Annotated in this window: 22 protein-coding genes; 9 read left to right on the forward strand and 13 right to left on the reverse strand. The window is 64.8% G+C overall.

Annotated features, from left to right (window positions below):
* The first annotated feature begins 6 nt into the window (after positions 1–6).
* The gene (locus ACMGF7_RS00900; RefSeq protein ID WP_273890309.1) at positions 7–1,878 is read left to right on the forward strand and encodes an amidohydrolase; all 1,872 of its coding nucleotides are present in this window, start codon (positions 7–9) and stop codon (positions 1,876–1,878) included.
* 102 nt (positions 1,879–1,980) lie between these two features.
* On the opposite strand, the gene ACMGF7_RS00905 is transcribed toward ACMGF7_RS00900, so the two are convergent.
* From ACMGF7_RS00905 to ACMGF7_RS00915, 3 genes are all read right to left on the reverse strand, one after another.
* Complete coding sequence (locus ACMGF7_RS00905) at positions 1,981–3,111, reverse strand: Gfo/Idh/MocA family protein (RefSeq protein ID WP_033640958.1); 1,131 nt, start codon at positions 3,109–3,111, stop codon at positions 1,981–1,983.
* A gap of 228 nt (positions 3,112–3,339) precedes the next feature.
* Positions 3,340–3,963, reverse strand: coding sequence for a glutathione S-transferase family protein (locus tag ACMGF7_RS00910; protein ID WP_049239852.1), 624 nt, complete (start codon positions 3,961–3,963; stop codon positions 3,340–3,342).
* A 9-nt stretch (positions 3,964–3,972) separates the two neighbouring features.
* On the reverse strand, positions 3,973–4,155 hold the full coding sequence (locus tag ACMGF7_RS00915) for a DUF1127 domain-containing protein (protein ID WP_004939404.1): 183 nt from the start codon (positions 4,153–4,155) through the stop codon (positions 3,973–3,975).
* A 180-nt stretch (positions 4,156–4,335) separates the two neighbouring features.
* On the opposite strand from ACMGF7_RS00915, the gene ACMGF7_RS00920 reads away from it, so the two are divergent.
* The 4 genes from ACMGF7_RS00920 to ACMGF7_RS00935 all read left to right on the forward strand — a co-directional run bounded on the left by ACMGF7_RS00920 (position 4,336) and on the right by ACMGF7_RS00935 (position 8,436).
* Complete coding sequence (locus ACMGF7_RS00920; protein WP_049239851.1) at positions 4,336–5,772, forward strand: PLP-dependent aminotransferase family protein; 1,437 nt, start codon at positions 4,336–4,338, stop codon at positions 5,770–5,772.
* A 78-nt stretch (positions 5,773–5,850) separates the two neighbouring features.
* Positions 5,851–6,738, forward strand: coding sequence for an oxidoreductase (locus tag ACMGF7_RS00925; protein WP_230857977.1), 888 nt, complete (start codon positions 5,851–5,853; stop codon positions 6,736–6,738).
* A 10-nt stretch (positions 6,739–6,748) separates the two neighbouring features.
* Positions 6,749–7,774, forward strand: a complete 1,026-nt coding sequence (locus ACMGF7_RS00930) for an AraC family transcriptional regulator (protein WP_197843047.1) — start codon at positions 6,749–6,751, stop codon at positions 7,772–7,774.
* Positions 7,771–8,436, forward strand: coding sequence for an epimerase (locus ACMGF7_RS00935; RefSeq protein ID WP_049239848.1), 666 nt, complete (start codon positions 7,771–7,773; stop codon positions 8,434–8,436). Before ACMGF7_RS00930 ends, ACMGF7_RS00935 begins: the two co-directional genes overlap by 4 nt.
* 9 nt (positions 8,437–8,445) lie before the next feature.
* Here the strand turns inward: ACMGF7_RS00935 and ACMGF7_RS00940 are convergent, their stop codons facing one another.
* A complete protein-coding gene (locus tag ACMGF7_RS00940; RefSeq protein WP_049239847.1) occupies positions 8,446–8,868 on the reverse strand; it encodes an NUDIX hydrolase in 423 nt (140 codons plus the stop codon).
* A 106-nt stretch (positions 8,869–8,974) separates the two neighbouring features.
* Here ACMGF7_RS00940 and sseA point away from each other — a divergent pair, with 106 nt between their 5' ends.
* Positions 8,975–9,820, forward strand: coding sequence for a 3-mercaptopyruvate sulfurtransferase (gene sseA, locus ACMGF7_RS00945; protein ID WP_015377110.1), 846 nt, complete (start codon positions 8,975–8,977; stop codon positions 9,818–9,820).
* Here the strand turns inward: sseA and ACMGF7_RS00950 are convergent.
* Entirely contained in the window at positions 9,817–10,686 is an 870-nt protein-coding gene (locus tag ACMGF7_RS00950) for a LysR substrate-binding domain-containing protein (RefSeq protein ID WP_420286333.1), read from the reverse strand. The genes sseA and ACMGF7_RS00950 overlap by 4 nt on opposite strands.
* A 105-nt stretch (positions 10,687–10,791) precedes the next feature.
* Between ACMGF7_RS00950 and ACMGF7_RS00955 the strand changes: the two genes are divergently transcribed.
* From ACMGF7_RS00955 to ACMGF7_RS00965, 3 genes are all read left to right on the forward strand, one after another.
* A complete protein-coding gene (locus ACMGF7_RS00955; RefSeq protein ID WP_160125234.1) occupies positions 10,792–11,361 on the forward strand; it encodes a DUF4865 family protein in 570 nt (189 codons plus the stop codon).
* A gap of 76 nt (positions 11,362–11,437) precedes the next feature.
* Positions 11,438–12,655, forward strand: a complete 1,218-nt coding sequence (locus ACMGF7_RS00960) for an FAD-dependent oxidoreductase (protein WP_049239844.1) — start codon at positions 11,438–11,440, stop codon at positions 12,653–12,655.
* Positions 12,656–12,696: 41 nt separating this feature from the next.
* Positions 12,697–13,209, forward strand: a complete 513-nt coding sequence (locus ACMGF7_RS00965; protein WP_021503945.1) for a GNAT family N-acetyltransferase — start codon at positions 12,697–12,699, stop codon at positions 13,207–13,209.
* 22 nt (positions 13,210–13,231) lie between these two features.
* Here the strand turns inward: ACMGF7_RS00965 and ACMGF7_RS00970 are convergent, their stop codons facing one another.
* The 8 genes from ACMGF7_RS00970 to uca all read right to left on the reverse strand — a co-directional run bounded on the left by ACMGF7_RS00970 (position 13,232) and on the right by uca (position 23,739).
* Positions 13,232–13,744: a DUF2165 family protein gene (locus ACMGF7_RS00970; RefSeq protein ID WP_049239843.1), complete on the reverse strand. Its 513-nt coding sequence runs from the start codon at positions 13,742–13,744 to the stop codon at positions 13,232–13,234.
* 118 nt (positions 13,745–13,862) lie between these two features.
* Positions 13,863–14,561: an urea ABC transporter ATP-binding subunit UrtE gene (gene urtE, locus ACMGF7_RS00975; protein WP_049239842.1), complete on the reverse strand. Its 699-nt coding sequence runs from the start codon at positions 14,559–14,561 to the stop codon at positions 13,863–13,865.
* A gap of 12 nt (positions 14,562–14,573) precedes the next feature.
* Complete coding sequence (urtD, locus tag ACMGF7_RS00980; protein WP_015377102.1) at positions 14,574–15,380, reverse strand: urea ABC transporter ATP-binding protein UrtD; 807 nt, start codon at positions 15,378–15,380, stop codon at positions 14,574–14,576.
* Positions 15,377–16,453 carry an urea ABC transporter permease subunit UrtC gene (gene urtC, locus ACMGF7_RS00985; protein WP_049239840.1) on the reverse strand — a complete coding sequence of 359 codons (1,077 nt, stop codon included), beginning with the start codon at positions 16,451–16,453 and terminating at the stop codon, positions 15,377–15,379. The genes urtD and urtC overlap by 4 nt, the downstream gene beginning before the upstream one ends.
* Positions 16,453–18,033, reverse strand: coding sequence for an urea ABC transporter permease subunit UrtB (urtB, locus tag ACMGF7_RS00990; protein ID WP_197763651.1), 1,581 nt, complete (start codon positions 18,031–18,033; stop codon positions 16,453–16,455). The genes urtC and urtB overlap by 1 nt, the downstream gene beginning before the upstream one ends.
* Positions 18,034–18,089: 56 nt before the next feature.
* Positions 18,090–19,358 carry an urea ABC transporter substrate-binding protein gene (gene urtA, locus ACMGF7_RS00995; protein WP_033640971.1) on the reverse strand — a complete coding sequence of 423 codons (1,269 nt, stop codon included), beginning with the start codon at positions 19,356–19,358 and terminating at the stop codon, positions 18,090–18,092.
* 35 nt (positions 19,359–19,393) lie between these two features.
* Positions 19,394–20,104, reverse strand: coding sequence for a GntR family transcriptional regulator (locus ACMGF7_RS01000; RefSeq protein WP_033634128.1), 711 nt, complete (start codon positions 20,102–20,104; stop codon positions 19,394–19,396).
* Between the two features lie 14 nt (positions 20,105–20,118).
* Positions 20,119–23,739 (reverse strand): urea carboxylase, encoded by a 3,621-nt coding sequence (gene uca, locus ACMGF7_RS01005; RefSeq protein ID WP_273890307.1) that lies wholly within the window; start codon positions 23,737–23,739, stop codon positions 20,119–20,121.
* Between the last annotated feature and the right edge of the window lie 2 nt (positions 23,740–23,741).

Below are 23,741 nucleotides of genomic sequence, written 5' to 3' on the forward strand. Positions count from 1 at the left end.
AATGTTATGAACCACCACGCTTCATTGATCATCACCAACGGCAAGTTTCACACCGTCGATCGCCAACACCCCACCGCGCAAGCGGTCGCCATCCGCGACGGCAAGTTTCTGGCGGTCGGCAGCGAAAGCGAAGTCATGCAGCACGCCGGGCCGGAAACCCAGGTGATCGATCTGCACGGCCACACCGCCATTCCGGGCCTGAACGACTCGCACCTGCACCTGATCCGCGGCGGCCTGAACTATAACCTGGAGCTGCGCTGGGAAGGCGTGCCCTCGCTGGCCGACGCGCTGCGCATGTTGAAAGAACAGGCGCTGCGCACCCCGAGCCCGCAATGGGTGCGGGTGGTCGGCGGCTGGACCGAATTCCAGTTCGCCGAGCGCCGCATGCCGACGCTGGACGAAATCAACCAGGCGGCGCCGGACACGCCGGTATTTATTCTGCATCTCTACGATCGCGCGCTGCTCAACCGCGCGGCGTTGAAGGTGGTCGGCTACACCAAAGACACGCCGAACCCGCCGGGCGGCGAGATCCAGCGCGACGCCAACGGCAACCCGACCGGCATGCTGATCGCCAAACCCAACGCCATGATCCTGTACGCCACGCTGGCGAAAGGGCCGAAGCTGCCGCTGGAGCAGCAGGTCAACTCCACCCGCCAGTTCATGCGTGAGCTGAACCGCCTCGGTCTCACCAGCGCCATCGACGCCGGCGGCGGCTTCCAGAACTACCCGGAAGATTATCAGGTGATCGCCGAGCTGCACGAGAAAAAGCAGCTGACCATCCGCATCGCCTATAACCTGTTCACCCAGCGGCCTAAACAGGAGCTGGAAGACTTCGAGCTGTGGACCGATATGCTCAAACCGGGCCAGGGCACCGACTTCTATCGCCACAACGGCGCCGGCGAGATGCTGGTGTTTTCCGCCGCCGACTTCGAAGACTTCCTGCAGCCGCGCCCGGATCTGCCGCCGGGCACCGAAGACGAACTGGAGCGGGTGGTGCACCATCTGGTCGAGCACCGCTGGCCGTTCCGCCTGCACGCCACCTATGACGAATCCATCAGCCGCATGCTGGACGTGTTCGAGAAGGTGAACCGCGACATTCCGTTCAACGGCCTGCACTGGCTGTTCGACCACGCCGAAACCATTACCGAGCGCAATATCGAGCGCGTCAAGGCGCTGGGCGGCGGCATTGCGGTGCAGCACCGCATGGCGTTCCAGGGGGAGTATTTCGCCGACCGTTACGGCATCGAAGCCACCAAACATACGCCGCCGGTGGCGAAAATGCTGGCGGCCGAGCTGCCGGTCGGGCTGGGCACCGACGCCACCCGCGTCGCCAGCTACAACCCGTGGACGGCGCTGTACTGGCTGGTCTCCGGCCGCACCGTCGGCGGCATGGCGATGTACGACGACAGCGCGCGGCTGGATCGAGAAACGGCGCTGATGCTGTGGACGCAAGGCAGCGCCTGGTTCTCCACCGAGCAGGGCAAGAAAGGCCAGATCAAGGTCGGCCAACTGGCGGATTTGGCGGTGCTGTCGCAGGACTATTTCAGCGTGCCGGAAGAGCAGATCAAAGGCATCGAGTCGGTGATGACGGTGGTGGACGGCAAAGTGGTCTACGCCGCCGGCAGCTTCTCGCCGCTGGCGCCGCCGCCGCTGCCGGTGCTGCCGGAGTGGTCGCCGGTCACCCAGGTGCCGGGCCATTACCGCTCAGCACCGCCGTCGGCGGCGGCCCGCGTCGGGGTAGTGAGCCAGGCGCATCAATGCTGCGGCCCGTGCGGCGTGCACGTACACCAGCATGACATCGCGCGCCGCTCCAGCATCCCGGTGTCGGACGAGAATGCCTTCTGGGGCGCGTTCGGCTGTTCGTGTTTCTCGTTCTAAGTTATCAAGCCAATAACTTATTATAAAGTTAACTCAATAAGCTATTAAGCTGGCAACATAATAAATTAATGGCGCTGTCCACGGGAGAGCGCCATTTCATTTTCAATCGCGGTTGATCTCCAGCCAGCGCCGCTGTTCGGCGGAGGCGGCTATCGCGTCCAGCACGCACGACACCTTCCAGCCCTCTTCAAAGTCCGGCCACATGCGATCGCCCGCGGCGATGCCGTTGACCAGATCGCGGATCTCCACCGTCTTCTGATCGTTAAAACCAATGCCGTGCCCGGCGCTGATGCAAAACGCCGCATAGTCCGGGTGCTTCGGCCCCACCAGCAACGTCTTGAACCCCTGCCGCTCCGCCGGTTCATCGTGCCGATACAGCTTCAGCTCCGCCATCCGTTCCTGGGTATAACTCAGCGTGCCTTTGGTGCCGGTAACCACATAGGTCAACCCCATCTTGCGCCCGCAGGCAATGCGCGACGTTTCGATAGTGCCCATCGCGCCGCCGGCGAAACGCAGCAACGCACTGGCCTGATCTTCGTTTTCCACCGGGTGCAGGCGCGTCGGGTCTTGCGGATCCGGGCGCTGTTTGATCACGGTCTGCATATCGCCGGAAACCGCCACGATATCGCCCACCAGGTAGTGCGCCATATTGACGATGTGCGCCGCCAGATCCCCGAGCGCGCCCAGCCCGGCGCTGGCGCGGCGACAGTGCCAGTCGATCGGCGTGCGCGGATCGGCCAGATAATCCTCATTGTGGGTACCGTAAAAATGCACCACCTCGCCGATTTCGCCGTTGGCGATAATTTCGCGCGCCAGTTGGCTGGTGGGGTTTTTCATGTAGTTAAAACCGACCAGCGTTTTCACCCCCTTAGCGCGCGCGGCCTGCACCATCTCCGCCGCGTCGGCGGCGTCCAGCGCCAGCGGCTTTTCCGAATACACGTGCTTGCCGTGGCGGATCGCCGCCAGCGCCATCTCTTTGTGCAAAAAGTTGGGGGCGCAGATGTCCACCACATCGATCGCCGGATCGGCCACCAGCTGCCGCCAGTCGCCGGTCGAGCGCGCAAAGCCGAATTCGGCGGCGCGCTGCGCCGCCAGCTCGGGCGTCACTTCCGCCAGCATCTCCAGCACCAGCTCCCCTTTCAGAGGAAAGACCGTGGCGGCCTGCGCATAGGCGATAGCGTGACAACGCCCGATATAACCGGTGCCGATTAACCCAACGCGTACCTGTTTCATCATTTTCTCCCGTGACCAAAACTCTGCGTAGAACCAGGCGTCGCTCAATGAAACGCGCCGGTTGATAACGGGTTTATATGGAATATAAATTTCAATAACAAGCACACAGGAAAATAAAGTTCATATTCGTGATGCCGTTCATGAAACGTTGACGGGATGATGTAATGAGGAAAGTCCGGACACGGCGGGGCGTATCCGGACAAGATGAAATGAACCGTTTATTTCATATCACGGTAAACCGTTAGCACCGTGCTGCACGTAGCCAGGGCGTTGCAGCAGGCGCTGCTGATAGGCCGCCAGCGCCGCATAATGCGGCCGCTCGAACGGCGTCATCAGCCAACGGTTCAGCGACAGCCCCAGCACCACGTCCGCCAGCGTGAAGGCGGCGCCGGCGGCATAAGGGCCGTGCTGCGCCAGATGTGCGTCCAACAAGCCCATCAGCCGGTTCCATTCGCGCTCGGCGGCTGCCAGGCTGGCGGCATCCTGATAATCCGCATGCCCACGCACCCGCGACATAAACACGTAGCGCCAGGCTCCGTTCAGATCGGTGGCCTGCCAGTCCATCCACATCTCCACCGCCGCGCGCGCGCCGGGTGCCTGCGGCAGCAGATCTTGCCGCCCTTCCCGCCCCGCCAGATAGCGGCAAATGGTATTCGACTCCCACAGCACCCGTGCGCCGTCGATCAGCACCGGCACCAGGCCGTTGGGATTCAGCGCCAAAAACGCCGGCTCCTGCGTGGAGCGATAACCGCTGCCCCAGTCCTCCCGTTCCAGCGTCAGCCCCAACTCCTGACAGGTCCATAACACCTTGCGCACGTTGATCGATGAGGCTTTACCCAATAATTTCAGCATTGACTTTCCTTATTCTCTCCAGAACGGTTTATACCCTTCCCTCCAGGCCTCCGCCCGCGTCAGGCCGATATCCGCCAGCTGCCTGTCGTTCAGCAGCAGTAACTCTCTGCGCGTTCTGCGACGCAACAAATACCAACGCCAGCGTGACCAGCCTACCCGTCGCCACATCGTCATGCCATCAAACAGAGCCATCTTATTATCCCCCCTGATGTTTTCGCCTGGTAGTGATGATGCGCGCCAGGCAAAAAACAATACAGATTCACGCTGGCGCTATTTTTTTCATACAGCTGCGCCAAAAAACCCGCTGAATGGTTTATTTTGAACGTATCTGTACCGGTTTTTTAATCCTGACCACCGATGAGAGGCCTCTGTATGACACGCTACGCCACGCTGGCCGCCATTCTCAGCCAACGCATTCAGCAAGGGTTGTATCCGGCCGGCCATCGCCTGCCTTCGGTGCGCGCGTTGAGCCAGGAGCACGGCGTCAGCATCAGCACGGTGCAGCAAGCCTACCGGTTGCTCGAGGAACAGCGCCTGGTGGAAGCGCGGCCGAAGTCGGGCTACTTCGTGCATACGCGGCGCGCGCAGGCCGAGCTGCCCGCCATGACGGCGCCGGTGCAGCGGCCGGTGGACATTTCGCAATGGGAGCAGGTGCTGGAACTGGTGCGCAGCCGGCCGCGCGAAGGCCTGATCCAGCTGGGGCGCGGCATGCCGGATATCGCCGAACCGACGATGAAACCGCTGATCGTCGCCCTGCGCAACGCCGCCCGCCACGGCGACCTGCGCAGCCTGTATTACGACAGCATTCAGGGCGTGGCCGCGCTGCGCGAACAGGTCGCCCGTCTGCTGCTGGACTCCGGCTGCCAAATCGGCCCCGATCAGCTGCTGATCACCACCGGTTGTCAGGAAGCAATCTCCGCCGGGCTGCGCGCCGTTTGCCAACCCGGCGACATCGTGGCGGTCGATTCGCCCTGCTTCCACGGCACCATGCAGACGCTGAAGGGTCTGGGCATCAAGGCGCTGGAAATCCCCACCGATCCGCTCACCGGCGTCAGCCTGGCCGCGCTGGAGATGGCGCTGGAACAGTGGCCGGTCAAGGCCATCCTGCTGACGCCCAACTGCAATAATCCGCTGGGCTACATCATGCCCGACGCCCACAAACAGCGGCTGCTGACGCTGGCGCAGCGTCACGACGCGGCGATCATCGAAGACGATGTCTACGGCGACATCGCCTATCACTACCCGCGGCCGCGCACCATCAAGTCATTCGACGACGACGGCCGCGTGCTGCTGTGCAGCTCGTTTTCCAAAACGCTGGCGCCGGGGCTGCGCGTGGGCTGGATCGCGCCCGGCCGCTACCTGGAACGGGTGCTGCACATGAAGTTCATCGGCTCCGGCGCCACCGCCACCCAGCCGCAGCTGGCGATCGCCGAATTTATCCGCGGCGGGCATTACCTGCAGCACCTGCGGCGCATGCGCGCACGCTACCAGCAGAACCGCGATCGCATGACCGATCTTATCCTGAAACACTTTCCGGACGGCACCCGCGTCAGCCGGCCACGCGGCGGTTTTATGCTGTGGATCGAACTGGACGAAGCGTTCGACACCCTGCGGCTGAACCGCCATCTTGAACAGCAAGGCATACAAATCGCCGTCGGCAGCATCTTTTCCGCCGCCGGCAAGTACCGCAACTGCCTGCGCATCAACTATGCGCCGACGCTGACGACAGAGATCGAGCTGGCAGTACAGAAGGTCGGCGCCACCATCCAGCGGCTGATGCCGGCCGACAGTTTGGCGCAATCGGATTAAATCTTGACGCGATCGGATTATCGCTGCGCTGCCCGGCGCTCTAAAGTGGCATCACACCCACTCGCAATCAGGAAGGTCATGATGTCTCAGTCACAGGTATGGTTAATCACCGGCAGTTCCCGCGGCCTGGGCCAACAGCTGGCGCAGGCGGTGTTGGCCGCCGGGCACCGTCTGGTCGCCACCGCCCGTCAGCCGCAACAGCTGCAGCCGCTGGTGGAACGCTACGGCGATCGGGTCGCCACGATCGCGCTCGACGTCACCGACGCCGCTGCCGCCGAACGCGCGGTGCGCACGGCGATTGAACGCTTCGGTCGGCTGGACGTGCTGGTCAACAACGCCGGCTACGGCAATATCGCACCGGTGGAGGAAGCCGATGAAGCCGATTTTCGCGCGCAGCTCGAAACCAACTTCTTCGGCGTGTTCAACGTCACCCGCGCGGCGCTGCCGATATTACGCCTGCAGGGCAGCGGCCATATCATCCAGATCGCCACCATCGGCGCTCGCCTCGGCATTGCCGGCCTCAGCGCCTACCATACCGCCAAGTGGGCGGTCGAAGGGTTCTCCGAATCATTGGCCAAAGAGATGGCCCCCTTCGGCGTCAAGGTGACGATGGTCGAACCCGGCGGCTTCCGCACCGACTGGGCCGGTTCTTCAATGACCATTGCGCCGATCGGCGAAGCCTATCAGCCGACGCTGGGGCCAATGCTGGCCTTCCTGCAGCAGCATAACGGCAGCCAAACCGGCGATCCGGCCAAGGCGGCGCAGGCGATCCTGCAGCTGGCGGCGCTGGAAGCCCCTCCGCTACGCCTGCTGCTCGGCAGCGACGCAGTGCATATGGCGGCGCAGGTGTTGGCAGAACGCCAGGCGGAGGACGCCGCGTTTCGCACTCTCAGCCTGAGCACCGACCACGACGACAGCTCGCCGGATCACGCCGCGATGGCGGCGGTGGTGACGGGAAAACCCTAAGGAGCCCGCATTGAGCAGCGATCAAATCCCGGTTTCCGGCGCACTGGCGGTACACCTGGCGGCGCAGGGCGTCGATATCGAGCAGCTCGGCCACCTGGCCGGGCTACCTGCCGGCCTGTTCGGCGCGCGGCGCGACAAGATTAAACTCACCACGCAACAATTCTTCTCTCTTTGGCGCAGTCTGCCGCAGCTGACTGACGATCCCGCCTTCGGCCTGCGCCTGGGCGGCGAGGCGGCGCCGGAACACTATGACATTGCGTTGGTCGCCGCGTTGCATTCCGCCACGCTGGGCGAGGCGTTGCAAAAGGTGGCGCGCTATAAACGACTGGTTTGCCCGGAAGAGCTGATGCTGGAAGAAGACGGCGACAGCATGCGCTTGCATACGCGCTGGACCATGAGCGAAGCCCCTGCGCCGGCGCTGCTGATCGACGCCATGTTCGCCGCCATCACGGCCCTGTGTCGGCGCGGCACCGGCTTGCCCCTGCAGCCGCAGGCGATCGAATTGACCCGGCGGCCGGACGCCGCCTCGCCGCTGGCGCACTATTTCGGCTGCCCGGTGACATTCAACGCCCCGCTGGACGTGCTGGTGTTCGATCGCGCGTTGATGCGTCAACCCTTCGTCACCTACAACCAGGCCATGCTGGCGGTGCTGCTGCCGGGGCTGGAGGCGGAGCTGGCCAAATCGCAGTCGGCGCACGATCTGCCCACGCAGGTGATGGCGATCCTCAGCCGCAGCATGCGCGGCCAGCGCCCCAGCGTCAACAGCGTGGCCGCTGAACTCTATCTCAGCCCGCGCACGCTGCAGCGCCGCTTGCAACAGCACGGCTACAGCTACCAGCAATTGTTGGACAAAACCCGCCACCGCACCGCCTGCCGGCTGTTGGCGGAAACCGACCTTGAACCGGGCGAAATCGCCTTTGTGCTGGGATTCGAAGAGCTGAATTCGTTCAGCCGCGCCTTTATTCAGTGGGAAACGCTGACGCCCAGCCGCTGGCGCACGCAGCGCGCCGCCGGCCAGTGGGAGAACAGAGCATGAAAGTGATTATTTTCGGCGCCAGCGGCATGGTGGGCCAGGGCGCGCTGCGAGAATGCCTGCGCGATCCGCGCGTCAGCGCAGTGCTCAGCATCGGCCGAAGCCCGTTGGCCCAGAGCCACGCCAAACTGCGCCAGCTTTCTGTGCCCGATCTGCGTGATCTGTCGGCGCTGGAGCCGCAGCTCGCTGGCTACGACGCCTGCTTCTTCTGCCTGGGGATTTCGTCCTCCGGCCTGAGTGAAGCTGAATATCGCGCGGTGACTTACGATCTGACGCTGGCCGCCGCCCGCCCGTTGGCGACGCTGAATCCGTCGATGGTCTTCGTCTACGTCTCCGGCCTCGGCACCGACAGCAGCGAACGCGGCCGCAGCATGTGGGCCAGGGTCAAGGGCGCCACCGAAAACGCGCTGCTGGCGCTGCCGTTCCACGCGGTGATGTTCCGCCCCGGCGCCATTGTGCCGCTGCACGGCATTCGCTCCAAAACCCGCCTCTACGATCTGGCCTATCGGCTGTTCAAGCCGCTGTGGCTCGGCGCATTGCGGCTGTTTCCCGCCCGGGTAAGCAGCACCGAACGAATCGGGCGGGCGATGCTGGCGGTGGCGCGACGGGAAAGCGCGCTGCGCATCATCGAACCGGCGCAGATCAACCGGCTGGCGGCATCCTGAACAACGGGGTTAACCGCCCTGCCGCCAATACTCCGCCACCCGGCGGCGCAGGTGTTCGATACCCTGCGGATGGTGAATAAACTGCTCCGCCGGCATCATCCGCCAACGCTGCCCCTCGTCGCCGAAACGTATGGCGGCGATCTGCACCGGAGTGATCATCCCGGCCATGAACCAGGTCGGCGGATAGCCGGGCAAAATGCCGTCGTAGCGCCGCCGCCAGACAACCTGACGTTCGGCGATCGCCACGCCGAACTCTTCCTGCGTCTCCCGCTGCACGCACTGCAGCGGCGTTTCGCCGTTTTCCCGCCCGCCGCCGGGCAGATCCCACAGGCCGGGCCACGGAATGCCCGGTTTATCGTCCCGTTGGTAAACCAGCAGGAAACCATCGCACAGCAGCGCGATCTTGGCCCCGCCAAACGCCTCGTCCGTCATGATTTTTCCGCTCCCTGCCCATTGCCTTTGACTGAACATCATACTTCATCCCCGCGCGGCCTGGTGTATAGTGAAAATCCGTTTTCACAACAGGCGAACAATAACGATGAACTCTCCGTTTCTGGTGACCCCTCAATGGCTTGCGCAACATATCAACGATGAAAATCTGGTGGTGATCGACGTCCGGATGTCGCCGGTGGGGCTAACGCCGAAAAAGGACATGCTTGCCGAGTTCGAACGCGGCCATATCCCCGGCGCGGTCTATTTCGACATCGACGAAGTGGCGGACAAAAACACCGCGCTGCCGCACATGCTGCCGACGGCGGCGGAGTTTGGCGCGGCGGTGGGCAAACTGGGCATCAGCGAGCGCGATACCCTGGTAATTTACGATGAGGGTAACCAGTTCTCCGCGCCGCGCGGCTGGTGGACCTTCCGCAATTTCGGCGCCCAGCATGTTTACGTACTGGACGAAGGGCTGAACGGCTGGACAGCGCAGGGCCAGGCGCTGGCCACCGGCCCGGCGCAGCCTGAACCGCAGGCGTTCAACGCCCGGTTCAACGCCGACGCGGTGGTGGATATGCGGCAAGTGGAACAGGCGTTAGGCACACCGGTGCAAATTCTCGACGCGCGCGCCGCGCCGCGCTTTTATGCCGAAGCGCCGGAGCCGCGCCCCGGCCTGCACCGCGGCCACATTCCCGGCAGCATCAACATTCCGTACGGCGAGCTGCTGGAAAACGGCCGCTTCAAATCGCTGGAGGCGCTGCGCCAAACCTTCAGCGACAAGGGCGTGGATATCAACGGCCCGATCATCACCAGCTGCGGCTCCGGCGTGACGGCGGCGGTGCTGGCGTTCGGCCTGCTGTCGCTCGGCGCCCCGCAGGTCAAGCTGTATGACGGCGCCTGGAGCGAATGGGGCCAGCTGAGCGGCAAACAGCCCATCGCCAAAGATTAGGTTTCGATCCGCTCGACCACGATCTGCGCCAGCCGCTGCACGGCCGCCGAGGGCTGATCCTCGGCGCGGTGCAGCACCACGCCGAGCTGGCCGAGAACGGGCAGCAGTTCGGGCGCCAACGGTGACAGGCCGGGCGGCAAACCCGCCGCCGTGCGCACCGTGACGCCCAACCCGGCGCTCACCGCCGCCCAAACGCCGTTCAGGCTGCGGCTGCTAAAGGCGATGCGCCAGGGAATGCCGGCGCGATCCAGCGCCTGCGTCGCCGCGCTGCGCATCAGGCAGGGCACGTCGAACATCACCAACGGCAAGGGTTCGTCCCCTTCTCGCCACGGCGCCAGCGCGAAGCCGGGCGACGCGATCCAGTGCAACTGCCGCTGCCCCAGCGCCTGATGAAACGGCGTGCTCAAACCGCCGTCCCACGCCAGCGACAGATCCAGCTGGCCTTTCAGCACCCAGTCGATCAGCTCGGCATTGCGGGCGATGCGCGCCTCGATGCGCACCTTCGGATTGGCGCGCGCGAAGCTGCCCAACACCTGCGGCAGAAACGTCTCGCCGAAATCTTCCTGCAGCCCCAGCCGCACCGTGCCCTGCAGATCCAACCCGCGCACCGCGGCGGCGGCTTCGTCATTGAGCTCCAGCAGGCGGCGCGCGTAACCGAGCAGGGTTTCCCCCGCCTCGGTCATCACCATGCCGCGTCCGGCCTTGCGCAGGATCGGCGCGCCGACCTGCTGCTCCAGCTTTTTCAGGTGAGCGCTGACCGCCGACGTCGAACGCCCCAGCCGTTCCGCCGCCTTGGCGAAGCTGCCCAGCTCGACGCCGGTGACGAAGCTGCGCAAATCCTCGAGATCGAACGTGATTCGCCCCATGCTGACCATCCTGATTTTCTGAACCATCAATCAAAATAATACCGATTTTACTGATAAAGATGGCGTGTCACGCTCTCCCGGTCAATGTCTTTGCGGAGAATCCTTATGCTCGCGATGCAATACCGTTTCACCCTGCCCGCCGATTACGACATGGCGATCGTCCGCCGCCGCATCGCCGATTTCGGCCATCGGCTCGACGCCTGCCCGCAGCTGATCGTCAAAGCCTATCTGTACGCGCAGCGCAGCGAAGGCAGCGCCGAAAATCTCTACGCTCCCTTCTACCTGTGGAACAGCAGCGCCGGCATGAACGATTTCCTGGCCGGCGAAGGTTTCAGAGGCCTCAGCCAGGCGTTCGGCTGGCCGCGCGTCAATCATTGGCTGCCGTGGCTGACGCATTTCGATCGCCCTCATCTGGCCGAGGCCGCCTGGGCAACCTGTCAGGAACAGGCCATCATCCCCTACAGCGATCTCCCTGCGCTGCGTCGGCAACAGCAGGCGGCGCCCGGCGCGCTGGCCTCCATCGTGGCGTTCGACCCCGCCGAGTGGCGGTTAGTGCGGCTGGATTTATGGCGTGAACCGCCGCAGGCACGGCCGCAAAACGGCCAGCTGTTCCGCGTCGGCCATCTGTCCATCCCCTTTGACCACACTGCGCCGCGGGTTGACAGTCAAACTTGATATTGATAATCATTATCAACATCAAACATTCACTTGCGGCTCGCGGGATGCGTGCCGCTCTCCGGGGTCAACCGTCATGCCGTCATCACCGATCACACCTTACGCCACCACCTGCTGCATCGTGGGGGGCGGCCCCGCCGGGCTGATGCTCGGCTATCTGCTGGCGCGGGCGGGGATCGACGTGACGGTACTGGAGAAGCACGCCGACTTTCTGCGTGATTTTCGCGGTGACACCATTCACCCGTCGACGCTGGAAGTCATGCATCAGCTGGGTCTGCTCGACGAACTGCTGACGTTGCCGCACCAACGCGCGGAATCCCTGCATGCCGAAGTCGCCGGCCGCGACATCAAGCTGGCGGATTTCAGCCGCCTGCCGACGCGCTGCAAATTTATCGCCTTTATGCCGCAGTGGGAGTTCCTCAACTTTTTGGCGCAGCAGGCCGCCGCCTTCCCCCATTTCAGGCTGCTCACCTCGACGCAGGTTCATGAGCTGCTGTATGACCGCGGCCAGGTGTGCGGCGTGCTGGCCGACGCGCCGGAGGGTCCGATCCGCGTGCGCAGCCGGCTGGTGATCGGCACCGACGGCCGCAACTCGGTGGTGCGCGAGCAGGCGGCGCTCAGCAGCCGCTCCTTCGGCGCCCCGCGCGACGTCTTGTGGATGAAGCTCAGCAAGCAGCCGGGCGATCCGGCCTGGTCGATGGGCCACACCGGGCCGAAGCAAAACTTCATCATGATCGATCGCGGCGACTACTGGCAGTGCGGCTATTCGATCGACAAAGGTAGCTTCGACGCGATCCGCCGCAGCGGGCTGGAGAAATTTTTGCTGCACCTCGCCGAGGTGGCGCCATTCCAGGACGATCGCCTGCAGGAGATCGTCGAGTGGGATCAGGTAAAACTGCTGAGCATTCGCATCGATCGTCTGGATCGCTGGGCCAAACCGGGCGTGCTGTGCATCGGCGACGCCGCGCACGCCATGTCGCCGATCGGCGGCGTGGGCGTCAACCTGGCGATTCAGGACGCGGTGGCCGCCGCCAACGCCCTGATCCCGCCGCTGCGCCAGCATCGTCTGCAGCTGAAGCATCTGCTGAGCGTGCAGCGCCGGCGCGAATTTCCCACCCGGGCCATCCAGTTTTTGCAGATCAAAATGAGTCAGCGTAAGCCGGGTCAGCGCCGCGCCGCCGCCGGCTCGCGCCTGATCGCCCGCGTCGGCAACAGCCGCTGGCTGCCGCGCCTGTTCGGCCGCATCATCGGCCTGGGCTTTCGCCGCGAAACGCCGCGGCATCTTGAAAATTAACCCGCTATACTCATCGGTTCTCGCTTCGATGAGGTTCACTCATGTTCACCGTCCGTCAGGCATTGCTGGAAGATTTAACCCTGGTGCGCGATATCGGCATCCGCACCTATCGCGCCCACTTCGGTGAGCTGTGGCGCTACCCGCACGAGCTGGAGGCCTTTCTGGCGGAGGATTTTTCCGTCTCCGCGCTGGAACAGACGCTGCGCCAGCCAGACGTGTGCTGGCTGTTGGCCTATGAGGATGACGCCCTGGTCGGCTATGCGCGGGTGAACTTCGACAGCCTGCTGGCACCAACCGAACAAATCGGCGCAGAGCTGCAGAAAATCTATTTCCTGCCGGGCCATGCCGGCAACGGCTATGGCCAGCGCCTGTTCGAACAGGTGCAGCAGCGGGCCATCGAGCGCCAGCAGAAGACGCTGTGGCTGGAGGTGCTGCAACGCAACACCGGCGCCCAACGTTTTTATCAGCGCCAGGGATTGAGCATGTGTGGCGAGACCTGCTACACCAGCGCCCAGGGCTCGATAGGCATCTGGTATATGAGCAAGGCGCTGTAACCGCGCCCCGCTCCGCCGCCGTTTAACGCGGCTCCCGCTGCAGCATCAGGAACAGCAAGGCAAACGCATTGGGCGCCAGGTAGATCAGCGCCCCCAGCTGCACCGCCAGCGGGTTCTCTTTGGCCTGCCAGGCCATAAACCAGTCGCCGGCGACCACCATAAAGCCGACGCCCCACACCGTTATCGCGCAAAGCGCCCCCAGCATCGCCCAGGCTTTGCCCTTGGCGAAAGCGGCGTAAGGGCCTTTCAATCGCCCGATCATCAGCACCACGCCCGCGGCCGCGAATAGGCCGGCCAGCGTTTCCAGCGCGGTGATGACCGCCAACCCCAACATGCAGGCCCAGTCGGCGCGGATCGCGCGCCACATCAGCCCCGGCGTTTGATAGGTATCCTGCATGGCAAGCAGCGGCCCGACCGCATTGCGCGCGGTGCCGGCGAAATCCGCCGTATTGTTCAACAGGCTGAACAGCCCCCACAGGGCCGGAAACAGAGACAGGACGATGCAACCGAGGCGTGACACAGTGATTTCGTTCATGATGATGTTAGCTATCCATGGCAAGGGATTAATAAAGAACGTCTTTTAGATTAATCCATAACATCAGCAAGGAAAAACAACGGCACGACTTTCAGACATGCGGCTCCCATTTTTTCGTTCAAATCGCCACCAGCCCGCGTACGCCGTCCTGTTCCATATTGCTGCCGGCGCCGCGCTGCACGATGCTGCCGCGCGACATCACCAGATAGCTGTCCGCCAGATCGGCGGCGAAGTCATAGAACTGCTCCACCAGCAGGATCGCCATATCGCCGCGCGCCGCCAGCTGTTTGACCACTGCGCCAATCTCCTTGATCACCGAAGGTTGGATCCCTTCCGTCGGTTCGTCGAGGATCAACAGCTGCGGCCGGCAGGCCAGCGCCCGACCGATCGCCAGCTGCTGTTGCTGCCCGCCGGAAAGATCGCCGCCGCGCCGATCCTTCATTTGCCGCAGCACCGGAAACAAATCATAGATCGGATCCGGCACCGCGCGCGCGTCGGCGCCGGAAAAGCGCGCCAGCCCCATCAGCAGATTTTCCTCCACCGTCAGGCGCGGGAAAATCTCCCGCCCCTGCGGCACATAGGCGATGCCCGCCTGCACCCGCTGATGCGGCTTTTTACCGGTGATGGTTTCGCCCTGCCAACGGACGCTGCCGCTGCGCGCCGGGATCAGCCCCATCAGGCATTTCAGCAGCGTGGTCTTGCCCACGCCGTTGCGCCCCAGCAGGCAGGTCACCTCGCCGATGCGCGCCTCGAACGACAGGCCGCGCAGAATGTGGCTGCCGCCGTAATACTGATTCAATTCTTCTACCTGCAGCATGATTACGCCTCCTCAGCGCCCCAGATATACCTCAATCACCCGTTCATCGGCCTGAACCTGCGCCAGCGATCCTTCCGCCAGCACCTGTCCCTGATGCAGCACCGTCACGCGATCGGCAATGGTTTCCACAAACCCCATGTCGTGCTCCACCACCATCAGCGAATGCTTGCCCGCCAGCTCGCGGAACAGTTCGGCGGTGTAGTCGGTTTCGGCGTCGGTCATGCCGGCCGCCGGTTCGTCCAGCAGCAGCAGGTGCGGCTCCTGCACCAGCAGCATGCCGATCTCGAGAAACTGTTTCTGCCCGTGGGACAGCAACCCGGCGGGCCGGTGGCGCTCATGCCCCAGCCGCAGGGTCTTCAGCATCTCGTCGATGCGGTCGCGCTGCTCGCTGCTCAGGCGAGCGCGCAGGCAGGCCCACACCGACTTGCGGGTTTTCTGGGCGATCTCCAGATTTTCGAACACCGTCAGCGCCTCGAACACCGTCGGTTTTTGAAACTTGCGGCCAATGCCGGCGTGGGCGATCTGCATCGGCGCCAGCCGGGTCAGATCGACGGTCTGATCGTAAAACACCCTGCCGCTGTCCGGCCGGGTTTTGCCGGTGATCACATCCATCAGCGTGGTCTTGCCGGCGCCGTTGGGGCCGATCACGCAGCGCAGTTCGCCGACGCCAATGCGCAGCGACAGATCGGTCAGCGCGCGAAAACCGTCGAAGCTGACGTTGACGTTGTCGAGCTGCAGCACCGGATCGGTTTGCTGCCGGTATTTGTCCGCCGGCAGCGGATGGGTAAACAGTTCGTCGGTCACTTGCATCGCCTTCATAAGCTTTTCCTCCGCCGCAGCAGGCCGATCACCCCTTTCGGGAGAAACAGCGTGACGACGATAAACATCAGGCCGAGGAAGAACTGCCAGTATTCGGGAATGGCCATGGTGAACCAGCTCTTGGCGCCGTTGACGATGCCGGCGCCGAGCAGCGGCCCCACCAGCGTGCCGCGCCCGCCGAGGGCTACCCAAATGGCGGCCTCGATCGAGTTGGTCGGCGACATTTCGCCGGGGTTGATGATGCCGACCTGCGGCACATAGAGCGCGCCGGCCAGCCCGCACAGCACCGCCGACAGCGTCCAGACGAACAGCTTGAAGCCCTTCGGGTCGTAGCCGCAGAAGGTCAGGCGGTTTTCCGCATCGCGCACCGCGGTCAGCACCCGGCCGAACTTGCTGCGCGCCAGGGCAAAGCCGATGGCCAGGCTGGCGGCCAGCAGCAGCACCGTCGCCAGGAACAGCGCCACCCGCGTGCCGGCGGCGGTGATGGGAAAGCCGAGCAGCGTGGTGAAACCGGTAAAGCCGTTATTGCCGCCGAAGCCGGTTTCGTTGCGAAAGAACAGCAGCATGCCGGCATAGGTCAGCGCCTGGGTCATGATCGAGAAATACACCCCTTTGATTTTCGAGCGAAAGGCGAAGTAGCCGAACAGAAAGGCCAGCAGGCCCGGCACCAGCACGATCAGACACAGCGCCCAGGCGAAATGCTGGGTGCCGCTCCAGAACCACGGCAGCTCAGTCCAGGAAAGGAACGCCATAAACGCCGGCAGCCCGTCGCCCGCCGCCTGCCGCATCAGGTACATGCCCATGGCGTAGCCGCCGAGCGCGAAGAACAGCCCGTGGCCGAGCGACAGCAGCCCGGCATAGCCCCACACCAGATCGAGCGCCACCGCCACCACCGCGTAGCACAGGATCTTGCCCGCCAGCGTCAGGGTATAGGTGGACACCGCCAGCGGATGATCCGCCGGCAACAGCGTCATGAACGGCATCACCAGCAGCGCCAGCAACGCCAACCCGCCGATGCTCAACGCCAGCCGGGGCGCTTTCTGCACGCCGGTTACGGTCAATGGTTGGCTCATCAGTCAATCACCCTGCCCTTAAGGGCGAACAGCCCCTGCGGACGCTTTTGAATAAACAGAACGATCAGCACCAGGATCAGGATCTTGCCCAGCACGGCGCCGATCTGCGGTTCGAGGATCTTATTGACGATGCCGAGGCCAAAGGCCGCCGCCACCGTCCCCGCCAGCTGGCCGACGCCGCCGAGCACCACCACCAGGAACGAGTCGATGATGTAACCTTGCCCCAGCTCCGGCCCGACGTTGCCCAACTGCGACAGCGCCACCCCGCCGAGCCCGGCGATGCCGGATCCCAGCCCGAAGGCCAGCATGTCCACCCGGCCGGTGGGCACGCCGCAGCAGGCGGCCATCGCGCGGTTTTGCGTCACCGCGCGCACGTTCATGCCGAGCCGGGTCTTGTTCAGCAACAGCCAGGTCAACGCCAGCACCAGCAGCACGAACGCGATCACCGCGATGCGGTTCCACGGCAACACCAGATTCGGCAACAGCTGCACGCCACCCGACAGCCACGCCGGGTTGGCGACCTCGACGTTCTGCGCGCCGAACAGCACCCGCACCAGCTGGATCAGCACCAGGCTGATGCCCCAGGTGGCCAGCAGGGTTTCCAGCGGCCGGCCGTACAGGTGACGGATCACCGTGCGCTCCAGCGCCATGCCGATCCCGGCGGTGATGGCGAACGCCACCGGCAGCGCCGCCAGCGGATAGAGCGCCAGCCACTGCGGCGCAAACTGTTGAAACAGCCCCTGCACCAGATAGGCCGAATAGGCGCCGAGCATCAGCATTTCGCCGTGCGCCATATTGATGACGCCGAGCAAGCCGTAGGTGATCGCCAGACCGAGCGCCGCCAGCAGCAGGATCGAACCGAGCGACAGGCCGCTGAACGCCTGGCCGAGCAGATCGCCGATCATCAGGCGGTGCTGCACGCGCTGCAGGCTGCGTTGCGCCTCGGCGCGCACCGCGGCGTCCGGCTCATTGGCCGCGTCGGTCAACGCTTGCAGGCGCGCGCGGGTTTCCGGCTCGCCCGATCCCCCCAGCAGCCGCACCGCATTGAAGCGCACCTGCGGGCTGGCGTCGGCCAATTGCAGGTTCGCCAGCGCAATGCTCAGCGCGTCACGTACCTGCGGGTCTTTCTCCTGCGCCAGCCGCCGGGTCAACAGCGGCAGCTGCTCGGCCTGCGCCTCGCGCTGCAGTGAGGTCGCCGCCTGCAGCCGCACCGCCGCGTCCGCGCTGACCAACCGCTGCGCCGACAATGCGTTGGCGATCAGAATGCGCAGCCGGTTGTTCAGCCACACCCTCTTCGGTTCGCCAACCGGGGCCGCCTCACCTTCAAGCGGCAGATAGCGATCGCCCTGGCGGATAAAGGCGCGCTTCGCCCCGTCGATCGCCACGGTTTCCTGCTGCAGCCCCTGCAGCAACGGCAGACGCGCAGGATCCGGCTCGGTCGCCCACGCCTGCAGCAGTTTGGCCTGCTGCGCGCGAGTGGCCGCCGCGAACTCATCGGCCGGCCCGGCCTGCGCCAGCAGGGGCCAGGCGCACAGCAACCACAGCCCGGCGCGCAGAGAGGATAAAAACGGAGATTGCATCAGCTGCCTCTTCTGTTGGGCCGGCGGGCGTTGGGCCGCGCCGGCGCTGAGTGACGTTACTTGCCGCCTTTCACCGGGTAATCCGGTTTTTTGTCGTTACCGGCGATATAGGGACTCCACGGCTGCGCGCGCACCGGCGCTTCGGTCTGCCACACCACGTTGAACTGGCCGTTGCCCTCGATTTCACCAATCATCACCGGTTTGTGCAGGTGGTGATTGGTCTTGTCCATGGTCAGCGTGAAGCCCGACGGCGCGGCGAAGGTTTGCCCGGCCATCGCGGCGCGCACCTTATCGACGTCGGTGGTGCCGGCTTTTTCCACCGCCTGCGCCCACATGTGGAGGCCGACGTAAGTGGCTTCCATCGGATCGTTGGTCACCGCGGTGGCGTAATTCGGCAGATTGTGCGCCTTGGCGTAGGCTTTCCACTGGCTGACAAACTGTTTATTGGTCGGGTTATCCAGCGATTCGAAGTAGTTCCAGGCCGCCAGGTTGCCCACCAGCGGTTTGGTGTCGATGCCGCGCAGCTCTTCCTCGCCGACCGAGAAGGCGATCACCGGCACGTCGGTGGCCTTGACGCCCTGGTTGGCCAGCTCTTTGTAGAACGGCACGTTGGAATCGCCGTTGATGGTGGAGATCACCGCGGTGTTGCCGCCGGCGGCGAACTTCTTGATGTTGGCGACGATGGTCTGGTAATCGCTGTAGCCGAACGGCGTATAGACCTCTTCGATATCCTTGTCCTGCACGCCTTTGCTGTGCAGGAAGGCGCGCAGGATCTTGTTGGTGGTGCGCGGATAGACGTAATCGGTGCCCAACAGGAAGAAGCGCTTGGCGCCGCCGCCGTCCTCGCTCAGCAGGTATTCCACCGCCGGGATCGCCTGCTGGTTCGGCGCCGCGCCGGTGTAGAACACGTTCGGCGACATCTCTTCGCCTTCGTATTGCACCGGGTAGAACAGCAGCCCGTTCAGCTCCTCAAACACCGGCAGCACCGACTTGCGCGACACCGACGTCCAGCAGCCGAACACCGCCGCCACCTTGTCCTGGCTCAGCAGCTGACGCGCCTTTTCGGCGAACAGCGGCCAGTTGGAGGCCGGATCCACCACCACCGGCTCCAGCTTTTTGCCGAGCACCCCGCCTTTGGCGTTGATCTCGTCGATGGTCATCAGCGCCACATCCTTCAGCGGCGTCTCGGAAATCGCCATGGTGCCGGAGAGCGAACTCAGAATGCCGACCTTGATGGTGTCGGCGGCCTGCGCGCTCCAGGCCAGGCCCATGCCGATCGCGGCGGCGGACAGCGCAAAAGCTTTGATAAAACGACGACGTTGCATAGTTCAAACTCCTGATGTGTGTGAAATCAAAATCGTTACGCCGAGCGCGCAGGCTGCTGAGCCCGCGCCTGGTGCAACATGTGCAGCGTTATTTTTCGTACCTCTGCCTTGCTGACGGCGATGTGCTCGCCGAGCAGCGTTTGCGCCGCCCCGCTTTGCCGCTGCAGGATCGCCTGCAAAATGGCGGCGTGTTCGCGGTAGGTGGCGTCCACCCGCGCCTGCTGGGTGAAATCCAGCCGGCGAATGATGCGGATTTTTTCGGTCAGTTCGCGGTGAATGCGCGCCATTTCGCCGTTGCCCGCCGCGGCCACCAACGCCTGATGAAACTGCTCATCGTGCTGCGACACCGCCTTGCCGTCCGCCAGGCGCGGCGCTTCGGCCCAAAAACGGCTCAGCGCCGCCAGCGCGCCTGGCGTTTCCCCGGCCGGGCGTTCGCACAGCCGTTTCACCGCCTCTTGTTCCAGCACGATGCGCAGGTCGTACAGCTCTTCGAAGTAGGCGAAATCGAACGGCCGCACCTGCCAGCCGCTGCGAAACAACACCTCGACATAGCCTTCGCGCTCCAGCCGAAACAGCGCCTGGCGCACCGGCGTGCGGCTGGCCGCCATGCGCTGCGCCACCTCGCTTTCGCTGAAGCGATCGCCCGGCAGCAGGCGAAACTCGAAGATGTCGGCCTTGAGCTGCAGATAAATGCGCTCCGCCAGCCCCTCCGGGCGCGCCTTGTGCTCTCCGTTGGTGATTTGCATCATCGCTCCTCCGTTCAGACCGCCTTTTCCAGCCACAGCAGGGCGTCGCCCGGCCCGACCGGCCGCCCCTGCCGGCAGCTGATGCGCTTAACGATCCCGGCGCGCGGCGCGGTGACCGCCAGTTCCATCTTCATCGCCTCGACCACGATCAGCGGCTGCCCGGCCGCCACCGCCTGCCCCGGTTCCACCAGGATCTTCCACACGCTGCCGTTCAGATCGGCGCTGACCAGATCGCCATCGACGGCGTCTTCTTCCTCCGGCGGCAACAGCTGCGCCTCGGCCTCGTCGTCATCGCTGCGCCAGCGCGCCACTTCGGCGCTGAACGCCTGCTGCTGACGATGCTGGAAATCGGCGATCGCCCCGGCGTTGTCGGCCAGGAAACGGGTGTAGGCGGCGAAGTCGAACTCGCTCTCTTCGATGCGCACCTGCATGCGCCCTTCGCGGAACGCTTCGCGCTGCTCGTCCAACTCTTGCTCGCTGACCGGGTAGAAGCGCACCTGATCGAAAAAGCGCAGCAGCCAGGGTTCACCGGCGGTGAACTGCGGGTTTTTGAGAAATTTGTTCCAGATCGGCAGCGTGCGCCCCACCAGCTGGTAACCGCCCGGCGAATCCATGCCGTAGATGCACATGTACATGCCGCCGATGCCGACCGTCCCTTCGGCGGTGTGGGTGCGCGCCGGGTTGTATTTGGAGCTCAGCAGGCGATGGCGCGGATCGAGCGGCACCGCGCAGGGCGCGCCGAGGTAGACGTCGCCCAGCCCGAGGATCAGGTAGCTGGCGTCGAACAGAATGTCGCGTACCTGCTCGCGTCGGCTTAGGCCGTTGATGCGCTGAATGAAATCGACGTTGTTCGGCAGCCAGGGCGCCGAGGCGCGCACCGTCTGCTGATAGCGATCCACCGCCCCCAGCGTGGCCGAATCCTCGAACGCCATCGGCAGCCAGACGGTGCGCGTCGGCACCTTCAGCCGGCTGACGTCCCCCAGCGCCCGTTCGCGCGCCAGCAGGCGCTGCAGCAGGTCGGCCTGGCTAATCTGCCGGCTGTCGTAGCGGATCTGCAGCGAACGCACGCCCGGAGCCAGCTCCGCCACGCCCGGTATCGCCTCCTCACGCAGCGACTGCATCAGCAGATGAATGCGCAGGCGCAGCGCCAGATCGAGCACGTTGTCGCCGTACTCCATCAGAATGTAGCCGTCCCCCGCCTGGCGATACGCCACCGCCGGGCGCCCCTCCGCCGCCGGCAGCGCCGCCAGCACCGCGGCGGAAACGGTCTCCGCCGGGGCCAGCTCCGGCGGCGGCAGGGTGATGGCCTTCACCGCCGCCAGCGCTTCGATGCTGCCGAGCTGCGCCTGCTCCAGCGACTGCGCCTGCCGGAAGCCGATCGGATGGAAACGGATGCGGTCGCCCGGCTTCACCTGCCCCACTTTCCACAGTTCGGCCTTGGCGATGGTCACCGGGCAGACGAAGCCGCCGAGGCTCGGCCCGTCGCGGGTCAGGATCACCGGGAAGTCGCCGGTGAAGTTGATCGCGCCGATGGCGTACTCGCAGTCGTGCACGTTGGAAGGGTGCAAACCGGCTTCGCCGCCGTCCTCCCGCGCCCACTCGGGCTTCGGCCCCGCCAGGCGCACGCCGAGGCGGTTGGAGTTGTAATGCACCTGCCAGTCGGTGGCGAAGAAGGCCTCTATCGATTCAGCGGTGAAAAAGTCCGGCGCGCCGTGCGGCCCGTACAGCACGCCGATGTGCCATTGATCGCCGTAGTGCGGGATCAGGCTGTCGTCCATCGCCTGCGGCGCGGCGATCGGCGCCGGGGTGGTGCTGGCCGCCAGCGCCGGTTGGGCGATCGCCAGCATGTCCGCCACGCGCAAGGTGCGCCCGGCGTGGCCGCCGAACTGCCCGAGCGCGAAGGTGGAGCGGCTGCCGAGATATACCGGCACGTCGAAGCCGTTACGCACCGCCAGATAGGTGCGGCAGCCGTGCGTAGCGCGCCCCAGCGTCAGCACCTGCCCGGCCCGCACCGTAATCGGCCGCCAATACGCAACCGCCTCGCCGTCCAGATCGGCCGGGCAGCTGGCGCCCGTCAGCGCGATGGTGGCGTCGCAGTGAAAGCGCAGCGTCGGCCCCTGCAGGGTAAACTCCAGCCCGGCCGCCGCCGGGTGGTTGCCGACGATGCGGTTGGCCAGCCGAAACGCGAAGTCGTCCATCGGGCCGGACGGCGGCACGCCGATGTCCCAATAGCCGAGGCGGCCGGGATAATCCTGCACGCTGCTGTAGGTGCCGGGTTGCAGCACTTCGAGGCAGTGCGGCTGGAAACGCAAATCGTCCAGCAGGCGCGTCCAGACGTCGCCGCGCTGAAATTGCGGCGTGGCGATCACCTGCCGCAGATAGTCGAGGTTGGTGGCGATGCCGTGCAAACGGGTCGCCGCCAGCGCCACGCGCAGTTTTTCCAGCGCCTGCGCCCGGTCAGCGCCGTGCACGATCAGCTTGGCGATCATCGGGTCGTAAAACGCCGAAACTTCGCTGCCGGTCGCCACCCAGCCGTCGAGGCGCACGTCGTCAGGGAAATGCACCTCGGTCAGCACGCCGGGGCTGGGCTGGAAGTTTTTCAGCGGATCTTCGGCGTAGAGGCGCACCTCGATCGCCGCGCCCTGCGGCGCGCGTTGCAGCGCCGCCCAATCCAGCGCGTCGCCCGCCGCCACCTGCAGCATGCATGCGATCAAATCCAGGCCAGTGACCATTTCGGTAACCGGGTGCTCGACCTGTAAGCGGGTGTTCACTTCCAGGAAATAAAACTCGTCGCGCGCGGCGTCGTAAATGAACTCCACCGTGCCGGCGCTGCGGTAATTCACCGACTCGCCCAGCGCCACCGCCGCCCGATGCAGCGCCTGGCGGGTCGCCGCCGGCAGATGCGGCGCCGGGGTTTCCTCCACCACCTTTTGGTTGCGGCGCTGCAGCGAACAGTCGCGCTCGCCGAGCGCCGCCACCCGCCCCTGGCCATCGCCGAAAATCTGCACCTCGACGTGGCGCGCCCGATCGACGAAGCGTTCGATAAAGGCGCCGGCGTCGCGGAAGAACTGCTCCCCCAGCCGTTTGACGCTGTCGTACGCGTCGCGCAGCGCCGCCTCGTCGTCACAGCGCGTCAGGCCGATGCCGCCGCCGCCGGCGGTGCTTTTCAGCATCACCGGGTAGCCGATGCGCGCAGCGGCGGCGACCGCCTGCTCAACGCTCTCCAGCAAGCCGGTGCCCGGCGTCATCGGCACCCCGGCCAACGCCGCCAGCTCGCGCGCCCGGTGCTTGAGGCCGAACTCGCGCATCTGCGCCGCCGTCGGGCCGATAAAGGCGATGCCGGCCGCCTCGCAGGCTTCGGCAAACTCGGCGCTCTCGGACAAAAAGCCGTAGCCGGGGTAGATCGCCTGCGCGCCGGTGGCCGCTGCGGCCGCGAGGATCTTGTCGATGCGCAGGTAACTGTCGGCGGCCTTGTCGCCGCCGAGCGCCACCGCCCTGTCGGCCTCGGTGACGTGCGGCGCATTGCGGTCGGCGTCGGAATAGACCGCCACGCTGGTGACGCCCAGGCGTTTCAGGGTGCGAATGGCGCGGCAGGCAATTTCGCCGCGGTTAGCGATCAGTACGGTAGTAAACATGT

The organism is Serratia sp. BNK-17, assembly GCF_048684935.1.
Lineage (GTDB): Bacteria > Pseudomonadota > Gammaproteobacteria > Enterobacterales > Enterobacteriaceae > Serratia > Serratia nematodiphila.

What these genes read in the sequence shown, in the direction of transcription:
- urtE (WP_049239842.1), bottom strand. Translation starts at nt 14,561, where the DNA reads ATGCTGCAGGTAGAAGAATTGAATCAGTATTACGGCGGCAGCCACATT.
- ACMGF7_RS00935 (WP_049239848.1), top strand. Translation starts at nt 7,771, where the DNA reads ATGAAAGTGATTATTTTCGGCGCCAGCGGCATGGTGGGCCAGGGCGCG.
- ACMGF7_RS00955 (WP_160125234.1), top strand. Translation starts at nt 10,792, where the DNA reads ATGCTCGCGATGCAATACCGTTTCACCCTGCCCGCCGATTACGACATG.
- urtD (WP_015377102.1), bottom strand. Translation starts at nt 15,380, where the DNA reads ATGAAGGCGATGCAAGTGACCGACGAACTGTTTACCCATCCGCTGCCG.
- urtB (WP_197763651.1), bottom strand. Translation starts at nt 18,033, where the DNA reads ATGCAATCTCCGTTTTTATCCTCTCTGCGCGCCGGGCTGTGGTTGCTG.
- urtC (WP_049239840.1), bottom strand. Translation starts at nt 16,453, where the DNA reads ATGAGCCAACCATTGACCGTAACCGGCGTGCAGAAAGCGCCCCGGCTG.
- ACMGF7_RS00970 (WP_049239843.1), bottom strand. Translation starts at nt 13,744, where the DNA reads ATGAACGAAATCACTGTGTCACGCCTCGGTTGCATCGTCCTGTCTCTG.
- ACMGF7_RS00965 (WP_021503945.1), top strand. Translation starts at nt 12,697, where the DNA reads ATGTTCACCGTCCGTCAGGCATTGCTGGAAGATTTAACCCTGGTGCGC.
- ACMGF7_RS00910 (WP_049239852.1), bottom strand. Translation starts at nt 3,963, where the DNA reads ATGCTGAAATTATTGGGTAAAGCCTCATCGATCAACGTGCGCAAGGTG.
- ACMGF7_RS00925 (WP_230857977.1), top strand. Translation starts at nt 5,851, where the DNA reads ATGATGTCTCAGTCACAGGTATGGTTAATCACCGGCAGTTCCCGCGGC.
- ACMGF7_RS00950 (WP_420286333.1), bottom strand. Translation starts at nt 10,686, where the DNA reads ATGGGGCGAATCACGTTCGATCTCGAGGATTTGCGCAGCTTCGTCACC.
- uca (WP_273890307.1), bottom strand. Translation starts at nt 23,739, where the DNA reads ATGTTTACTACCGTACTGATCGCTAACCGCGGCGAAATTGCCTGCCGC.
- ACMGF7_RS01000 (WP_033634128.1), bottom strand. Translation starts at nt 20,104, where the DNA reads ATGCAAATCACCAACGGAGAGCACAAGGCGCGCCCGGAGGGGCTGGCG.
- sseA (WP_015377110.1), top strand. Translation starts at nt 8,975, where the DNA reads ATGAACTCTCCGTTTCTGGTGACCCCTCAATGGCTTGCGCAACATATC.
- ACMGF7_RS00915 (WP_004939404.1), bottom strand. Translation starts at nt 4,155, where the DNA reads ATGGCTCTGTTTGATGGCATGACGATGTGGCGACGGGTAGGCTGGTCA.
- ACMGF7_RS00960 (WP_049239844.1), top strand. Translation starts at nt 11,438, where the DNA reads ATGCCGTCATCACCGATCACACCTTACGCCACCACCTGCTGCATCGTG.
- urtA (WP_033640971.1), bottom strand. Translation starts at nt 19,358, where the DNA reads ATGCAACGTCGTCGTTTTATCAAAGCTTTTGCGCTGTCCGCCGCCGCG.
- ACMGF7_RS00940 (WP_049239847.1), bottom strand. Translation starts at nt 8,868, where the DNA reads ATGACGGACGAGGCGTTTGGCGGGGCCAAGATCGCGCTGCTGTGCGAT.
- ACMGF7_RS00920 (WP_049239851.1), top strand. Translation starts at nt 4,336, where the DNA reads ATGACACGCTACGCCACGCTGGCCGCCATTCTCAGCCAACGCATTCAG.
- ACMGF7_RS00905 (WP_033640958.1), bottom strand. Translation starts at nt 3,111, where the DNA reads ATGAAACAGGTACGCGTTGGGTTAATCGGCACCGGTTATATCGGGCGT.
- ACMGF7_RS00900 (WP_273890309.1), top strand. Translation starts at nt 7, where the DNA reads ATGAACCACCACGCTTCATTGATCATCACCAACGGCAAGTTTCACACC.